This is a genomic window from Corallococcus terminator, assembly GCF_003611635.1.
Classification (GTDB): domain Bacteria; phylum Myxococcota; class Myxococcia; order Myxococcales; family Myxococcaceae; genus Corallococcus; species Corallococcus terminator.
On record NZ_RAVZ01000382.1, the window covers coordinates 1 to 8,629 of the forward strand.

Here is an 8,629-nt window from a genome sequence, read left to right on the forward strand (position 1 = left end):
CCCGCCCCCGCCCCGTGCGCGGGAAGGGCGCGATGCTCCACGAGGCAGTCGCGGTGGTGACGCGCGCGGCGGCCGGGGTGGCGCGGAGTCCGCTCGCGCCGGTTCCCGGGAGGAAGGGTTCGGCCTGCCGGAGATCATCCGCGCGGGCCGTGGCGCGGAGCTGGACGGTGCGCCCGAACTCCCCCGCATCGCGGAGCCTCCGCGCCTGGGCCGTGGTCCCGAAGTTCGCGGCGGCGACGAAGGACGTGGCGCGCGGGGAGGGCGGCAGGAGGAGCTGATCCTCGCGCCGCTTCCGTCCGCGCAGGCCGCGGGCCGGGCCGGTGAGCCGGAGACGGCCGAACTGCGCACGATGTTCGCCACCCACTCCGCGCTGCTCGCGGAGCGCCTCAAGTCGGAGCTCCAGCACAAGATCTACGGCCGCACCCCGCACCGCATCCTGCGCGTGGAGGAACCCGAAGGCCCCAGCACCGCGGGCGGCAAGCAGGCCCGGCAGGCCATCTCGCTGGTGGACCGCAAGGGGGCGGCGCCCGCGCTCATCGCGGGCTGGGTGGACGTGGCCAAGGGGCAGGCCTCGCTGCGCAACCACGAGGCCGTGGCGAAGCGCTACGAGTTCCAGCACGGCAGCCCCCTGGAGCTGCTCCCCGAGGAATACGACAAGTTCCTCACCGACGTGGAAGAGGTTCTGCGCACGTCGGCCATCCAGGTCCGCCTCCTCGTGCCGGACGAATCCGCGCCCACGCGGGCCATGGTCGGACAGCCGGTGGCGCGCGCCGCTTCGGTCCCCGTGCGCTGGGTGGTGCTGCTCGTCACCGTCGCCTTCCTGATGGGACTGGCCGGCGGCGCGCTCTACGGCCCGGGCTGAGCATCGCCGGGCGGTAGGCCAGCGACGGCAGCCCGCGTCACTGTCCGCATCCGGAAGGGGGCCTGCTCACCGGGGCGATGGCCGCCTCGCGGTCCCCTTCACATGGTTGGTGCCTTCCCGCGGATTGGGAAAGCTGGAGGCCCCCATGGCGTCGTCCCGTCACCGACCGAAGTCCCGTTGGCGCAAGCTGTTGGGCGGTTTCGTCGTCGCGGTCGCGGAGTCCTTCGCGCCGGACTCCGTGCTCGCGGACGGAGCGCCGAAGCGGGATGTCCATCCGCGTCATGGCCGCATTCCCGGGAAGGGTTACGGCTCTCGGACACTTGGAATCCAAGGAGCGGATCCGCGCCCCCAGGAGTGAAGTCGGGGTGGGGGGCCCCGTGGTACGGTGCTCGCGTCATTTTTCCGGGGTGGAGCCCACGTGTGCTCGCCCTGGAACTTCGTGAGCCCCACCATGCGCAGACTTTCATTGCTCGCCCTCGCCTGCCTCGTCGTGACCGCGTGTTCGCGCGGGGACAAGGACGCGAAGGGCGGCGTTACGGATGCCGGCACCGCGTCGGCTTCGTCCTCGAAGACGGGCGGCATCGCCGTCGAACCCCTGCCGGAGCCCCCCGCGCTCCAGATCGACCCCTCCGAGCTCGCGGACCAGGGCCCGTTGAGCGTCGTGGCCGCCCGGCCCCAGGGCAAGGCGAGCGGCAACATCCGGCCGACCATCACCTTCACCAAGCCGATGATCGCCCTGGGCACGGTGGCCCAGGAGCGCGGGCTGGCGGCGCCCGCGAAGATTGAACCCGCGCTCCAGGGTGAATGGCGCTGGGTGGGCTCCGCGAGCGTGGAGTTCGTGCCCCAGACGGGCGTGAAGCTGGCGACGAAGTACACGGTGACGGTGCCCGCGGGCCTCAAGGCCATGGACGGCACCACGCTGGATGCGCCCTACACCTTCGAGTTCGAGACGACGCGCCCCTCGATCCAGTCCGTGCAGCCGGATGCGGAGTTCCACTGGGTGCTGCCGGAGCAGGTCTTCACGCTGGTGTTCAACCAGAAGGTGAAGGACCTGCCCCAGCACGCGCGCCTGGAGATGGCGACCGGCGCCCCGGTGGCGCTCACGCTGGTGAAGGAGACGGCGTTCGCGGACATCAAGGAAGAGCAGGTGGGCAGCGGCCCGGAGCGCAAGTCGCAGGACCGGCGCGTGAAGTACGAACTGAAGCCCGCGCAGAAGCTGTCCCCGGGGACGAAGTTCACCCTGGTGGTGGATTCGACGCTGACGGGTGTGGAAGGCCCGCTGCCGCTGGAGGAGGCCGTGCGCTACGGCTACTCCACCTACGGCGACCTCAAGGTGGAGTCCGCGGGCGCGTGCGTGTTCACCTGGGGCGAGGAGACGTGCTCCTACGGCCCGCTGACGTTGCACACGTCGAACGAGTTGGACGTGGCCTCGCTCAAGGGCAAGGTGACACTGGAGCCGAAGGCGGAGATCGACTGGGACCGCGTCCAGACGCAGATGCCGTGGCCGGGCTCCGAAATGACGAGCCCCTACGTGGCGCTGCCCGGCCGCTACCGCCCCGGCACCACGTACAAGATCAAGGTCGCCGCGGGCTACAAGGACCTCTTCGGCCAGACGGGCCCGGCCTTCCAGGGTGAGGTGAAGCTGTCGGACGTGGAGCCTTCGTTCGACTCTGGCTCCGACGAAGCGCTGGTGGAGGCTTCCGGTGACGGTTCGCTGCCGCTGGTGGTGACCAACGTCCCGTCGGTGGAGGCGGAGCTGTGGTCGCTGTCGCCCTCGCAGCTCGCGCCGGTGCTGGCCTCCGGCAACGCGTGGCCGACCTCGGAGCCGCTGAAGGTGACCGTCGACACGTCGGGCGCGCGCAACCTGCAGCGCACCGTGCCCCTGGACCTGCGTCAGGCGTTCAATGGCGCGAAGACGGGCCTGTTCGTCACGCGGCTGAACGCGCCGTCGCTCAAGCAGCGCTACCCGCGCCGCATCGTGGGACAGGTGACGGACCTGGCGGTGCACGCGAAGCTGGGCGCCACCTCCGGCGTGGTGTGGGTGACGTCGCTCCAGACGGGCGCTCCGGTGCCGGGCGCGCAGCTCACCCTGTGGGACAAGGCGGGCACGGAGCAGTGGACGGGCACGACGGACAAGGACGGCATCGCGAAGGTGCCCGGCCTGTCGGGGCTCATCCCCGTCAAGCGCGAGTCGACCTGGGAGACGCCGTGGGCCATGGTGTCCGCGCAGAAGGACACGGACATCGGCGTGACGCTGTCCACGTGGCAGGGCGGCATGTCGCCCGGCGCGTTCTCGCTGATGAGCGCGTGGGATGGCCTCACCCCGGAGAGCCTGGGCTTCGTGTTCGCCGACCGCGGCATCTACCGCCCGGGCGATGACGTGATGCTCAAGGGCGTGGCGCGCTACCGCCGGCTGGGCGTGCTCAAGTCGCCGCCCGCGGGCTCCAAGGCGCAGGTGACGGTGTCCAACTCGCGCGGCGAGAAGGTCTTCCAGGGCCCGGCGGACATCACGAAGTACGGCACCTTCCGCGCGGACATGAAGCTGGGCGCGGACGCGCCGCTGGGCTTCTACGACGTGTCCGCGACGCTGAAGATCGCCGGTGAGACGGTGAGCTACGGCGGCAGCTTCCGCGTGGAGGAGTACCGCGCGCCGCAGTTCCGCGTGGACGTGGCGGTGCCCCAGCAGAACGCGGTGGCGGGCGACGCGCTCACCGCGCGCGTGGATGCGCGCTACCTGTTCGGCGGCGCCATGGGCAACTCGCAGGTGCGCTGGAGCGTGGGCCGGGCCAGCAGCTTCTTCACGCCGCCGGGCAACGAGGCATTCACCTTCGGCGTGAACACCTGGTGGTGGGACGACGAGCAGCCGGAGCACAGCAGTGAGACGTTCGCCACGGGGGATGGCCACACGGACGCGTCCGGGCAGTTGGCGCTGGCGCTGGGCACGGCGGAGACGCCGGGCGGCAAGACGTGGGAGTACACGCTGGAGGCGGAGGTGGAGGACGTCAACCGCCAGCGCATCGCCAACCGCAACCTCATCACCGTCCACCCCGCGGATGTCTATGCGGGCCTGCGCACGCTCTCCACGGGCTTCGCGGAGGCTGGCAAGGAAGTGGGCCTGGAGCTGGTGGCGGTGACGCCCCTGGGCCAGCGCCAGGGAGGCATCGCGCTGGACGTGAACATCAAGCGCCGCGAATGGAAGTCCATCCGCAAGAAGGGCGACGGCGGCCAGTACTTCACCGTGACGGAGCCGGTGGAGACGGACGTGTCCAAGTGCTCGGTGAAGAGCGCGGCCACGCCGCAGGCCTGCAAGTTCACCCCCGGCGAGCCCGGCCTGTACGTGCTGGAGGCGGTGGCGACGGACGCGAAGGGCCGCAAGGCGACGACGCGGGATTCGCTCTACGTCACGGGCTCCGGCTGGGTGTCGTGGCAGCGCAACGACACGGACCGCCTGGACCTGGTCGCGGACAAGCAGCTCTACGACGTGGGTGACACCGCGAAGATCCTGGTGAAGAGCCCGTATCCGGAGGCGGACGCGCTGGTGACGGTGGAGCGCGAGGGCATCCTCAGCGTGCGCCGCGTGAAGCTCAAGGGCAGCGCCACGGCGCTGGACATCCCGCTGGGCGACGGGGCCATCCCCAACGTCTTCGTGGGCGTGGTGCTGGTGCGCGGCCGCGTGCCGGACGGCAAGGGCATTGAAACCGGTGACGACCCGGGCCGCCCCGCGGTGCGCGTCGGCTACACCGAGCTGAAGGTGGAGAAGAAGCAGAAGCGCCTGTCGGTGGCGCTGACGCCGGACGCGCAGGACAAGCGTCCCCGCGACAAGGTGACCGTGAACGTCGCGGTGAAGGACGCGGCGGGCAAGGGCGCGAAGTCGGAGGTGACGCTGTGGGCCGTGGACGAGGGCGTGCTGCGCCTGACGGGCTACAAGGCGCCGGATCCGGTGGAGGAGCTGTTCCCGCTGCGCGGCCTGTCGGTGCGCATCGGTGAGCCGCTCATCCACCTGGTGCTGCGCAAGCTGTACGGCGAGAAGGGCTCGCGGCCGGGCGGCTCCGGTGGTTCGGACACGTCTGGCTCCGGCTTCCGCTCCAACTTCAAGACGACGGCGGTGTTCCAGTCCGTGGAGACGGACGACCAGGGCGTGGCGAAGGTGGAGTTCACGCTGCCCGACAACCTGACCACCTTCCGCATCATGGCGATCGCCGTGACGGAGGGGGACCGCTTCGGCGTGGGGGAGAGCAAGGTGCAGGTGGCCAAGCCGCTGCTGGCGCTGCCGGCGCTGCCCCGTCTGGTGCGCGTGGGTGACAAGGCGGAGGCGGGCGTGGTCATCCACACCACGAACCCGGCCATCAAGGAGGCGAAGGTCACCGCGCAGCTCACGGGCGTGCGCGTGGAGGGACCGTCGGAGAAGACGGTGACGCTGGTGGACGGCAAGGCCCGGGAGGTGCGCTTCACCTTCGTGGCCGAACAGCCGGGCACCGCGGTGTTGCGCTTCTCCGTGGCGGGCGGCGGGGAGACGGATGGGGTGGAGCAGAAGATCCCCGTGCAGCTCCCGGTGGGCCTGGAGGCGGTGGCGACGTACGGCGACACCACCAGCGAGCGCGTGGAAGGCCTCAAGCCGCCGGGCGGCGTGCGGCCCGGCGTGGGCGGCCTCACGGTGACGATGTCGTCCACGGTGATGGGCGGCTTCGAGGAGTCGATGAACCAGTTGGTGGACTACCCCTACGGCTGCCTGGAGCAGATGTCGTCGCGGCTGGTGCCGTTCGTCGCGCTGCGCGAACTGTCGGGCAAGTTCGGGGTGGCCTGGACGGGCGGTTCGGAGGAGCAGAAGCAGGAGTTCGTGCGCGGCTTCCTCAGTGACGACGCGCTCAAGGCGCAGGGCACGCTGGACCCGGACGCGGTGGTGCTGGCGACGGTGCGCAAGATCGAAGCGCTCCAGTCGCACGACGGCGGCTTCCGTTTTTGGGCGTCCAGCGAGTGCTCCTCGCCGTACGCCTCCGCGTACGCGACGCTGGCGCTCGCCCGGGCGAAGGAGGTGGGCTTCGCGGTGAACGCCAACGTGCTCACCAAGGCGAAGAAGTTCCTGGCGGACAAGGTGGCCGCGGGCGTGTGCACCCCGTGTGGTTCGGGCTGCGAGGCGCCGGGCCTGGAGACGCGGGCCTTCGCGCTCTACACGCTGGCGCGCACGGGTTCGCCCCGGCCGTCGTACTACAACGAGCTGTTCGAGAAGCGGCAGAGCCTGCCGCTCTTCGCCCAGGCGATGCTGACGGACGCCATCTTCGTGGGCAAGGGCAACCGCGCGCAGGGACAGACGCTCCTGCAGGAGATCCTGAACAAGGCGCAGGAGACGCCGGCGGGCGTGCACTTCCAGGAGACGGACGCGAAGACGTACGCGCCGCTCTGGTCGTCGGACACGCGCACCACGGCGCTGGTGCTCCAGACGCTGGTGGGCATCACGCCGGATCACCCCTACGTGTCGAAGATGGGCCGCTACCTGGCGTCCTCGCGCGAGGGCGACGGCCGGTTCCGCAACACCCAGGAGGCGGCCTTCTCGCTGATGGCGCTCTCGGACGTGGTGCGCCGCAAGGAGAAGGACGTGCCGGCGTTCGAGGCTGTGGTGAAGCTGGGCGGACAGGTGATTGCCTCCGCCGACTTCAGGGGCCGCGACCTGGGCGTGAAGACGGCGCAGGTTCCGGTGGAGAAGCTGGGCCCCGCGGACAAGGCGCAGCCGCTGACCTTCAGCGTCAACGGCACGGGCAACCTCTACTACGGGGCGCTCCTGCGCTACGCGCCGGCCGCGATGCCGTTGGATGCGATGGACCGGGGCCTCATCGTCCAGCGCTGGTTCGAGCCGTACAACGGCGGCGGTCAGGCCAAGGCGGCGCGCGCGGGTGAGCTGGTGCGCGTGCGCGTGCGCGTGGCGACGCCGATGCGGCGCCACTTCGTGGTGGTGGACGTGCCGCTGCCCGCGGGCCTGGAGGCCGTGGACACGTCGCTGGCCAGCACCGCGCAGCTTCCCGGGCCGGCGGGCTCCGGCGAGGAGGAGGGCCCCGGCGAGGGCTACGACTACGAGAGCGAGGAGGACCTGTCGGAGACGGACGAGCCCCGCAACCCCTGGGCGACGCGCTTCTGGTCTCCGTTCAACCACACGGAGAAGCGGGATGACCGCGTCATCTTCTTCGCCGACGACCTGCCTCCGGGCGTGCACGTGACGAGCTTCGTGGCCCGCGCCACCACGCCGGGTGACTTCGTGCTCAAGCCCGCGAAGGCGGAGGAGATGTACGCGCCGGAGGTCTTTGGCCGCTCCGAGGGTGGCCGCTTCCCGGTGCTGATGCCGGACGAGGTCGCTTCGAAGTGATGAAGCGCTTCACGCTTCGTGGGATGGCGCGCGCCGTGGCGGTGGCCCTGGCGCTCGTCGGGGCAGGGTGCATCGGCTTCATCGCGATGCCCCTGCCGGGGACGTTGCTGTCCCGCGAGGCGCTGTCTTCGCTGGTGATCACCGACCGCACGGGACAGGCCCTGCGCGAGGTGCTCTCCCGCGAGGACGGACGCAGTGTGGGGCTCGAGGGGGGACGCATTCCTCCTCGGGTCCGCGCGGCCTTCATCGCCGCGGAGGATCAACGCTTCACGTGGCATCCGGGCGTGGACGCGGTGGCGGTGGTGCGCGCGGCGCGCGACAACGTGAAGTCGGGGCGCATCGTATCGGGTGCGTCCACGATTCCGCAGCAACTGGCGCGCCGGCTGGTGCCGCGCGAGCGCTCGTGGTGGGGCAAGGCGGGCGAGGCGCTGTGGGCGCTGCGGCTCACCACGCACCTGTCCAAGGACCAGGTGCTGCTGGAGTACCTGGACCGCGTGCCGCTGGGGAACTCCACGTTCGGGGTGGAGGCGGCGGCGCGGCGCTATTTCGGACGTCCGGCGGAGCGGCTGTCGGCGGGACAGGCGGCGCTCCTGGCGGGGATGGCCCGGTCGCCCGCGCGCAGGGATCCGTACCGCCGGCAGGACGCGGCGGTGGCGGGGATGCGTGGCGTGCTGGCGCGCATGGTGGAGGAGGGCTTCCTGAAGGCGGAGGAGGCGCGGCTGGCGGCGGAGACGCCGTTGGACCTGGTGCCGGTGGAGCGGGTCTTCGAGGTGCCGCACCTGACGACGGCGTTGCTCCAGCGGCTGCCGGAGCTGGGGTTGGATCAGGCGACGCGCATCGAGACGACCATCGACCCTGCGCTCCAGGCCGCCGTGGAGAAGGCGATGGTGGAGGAGCTTCGGGGCCTCGCCGAGCGCAGGGTGGGGGAGGCGGCGGCCATCGTCCTGGACAACGCGACGGGCGAGGTGCTCGCGTACGTGGGGTCCTCGGACTTCCTGGACGAGGAGAAGGGTGGCCAGAACGACGGCGTGCGGTCGCTCCGGCAGCCGGGGTCCGCGCTGAAGCCGTTCGCGTACGGGCTCGCGCTGAGCAAGGGCTTCACGCCGTCCAGCGTGCTCGCGGACGTGGAGGTGCACCTGGCCACGCCGGGCGGTTCGTACGTGCCCAAGAACTACGACCGGCGTGTGCACGGCCCGGTGCGGCTGCGCGCGGCGCTGGCGTCCAGCTACAACATCCCGGCGGTGCGGCTGGCGGACGCGCTGGGGCCGGAGCAGGTGCTGCGCGTGCTGCGCGAGGCGGGCTTCCAGAGCCTCAAGGAGACCGCATCGCACTACGGCGTGGGCATCGTGCTGGGCAACGGCGACGTGACGCTGCGCGAGCTGGCGCGGGCGTACCGGGGGCTGGCGCGGGGT

At 71.2% G+C, this 8,629-nt stretch carries 4 protein-coding genes; all 4 read left to right on the forward strand.

What is annotated here, in order from left to right; all coding sequences use genetic code 11:
- Positions 1-862: hypothetical protein (locus D7V88_RS43285; protein ID WP_120544998.1), on the forward strand; the 862-nt coding region annotated here is incomplete at its 5' end.
- Between the two features lie 145 nt (positions 863-1,007).
- Positions 1,008-1,220, forward strand: a complete 213-nt coding sequence (locus D7V88_RS35330; RefSeq protein ID WP_120544999.1) for a hypothetical protein — start codon at positions 1,008-1,010, stop codon at positions 1,218-1,220.
- 93 nt (positions 1,221-1,313) lie between these two features.
- The gene (locus tag D7V88_RS35335) at positions 1,314-7,217 is read left to right on the forward strand and encodes an Ig-like domain-containing alpha-2-macroglobulin family protein (RefSeq protein WP_120545000.1); all 5,904 of its coding nucleotides are present in this window, start codon (positions 1,314-1,316) and stop codon (positions 7,215-7,217) included.
- Positions 7,217-8,629, forward strand: a 1,413-nt coding sequence (locus tag D7V88_RS45295) for a transglycosylase domain-containing protein (protein WP_208726661.1), incomplete at its 3' end; no start/stop codon positions are given. The genes D7V88_RS35335 and D7V88_RS45295, both read left to right, overlap by 1 nt.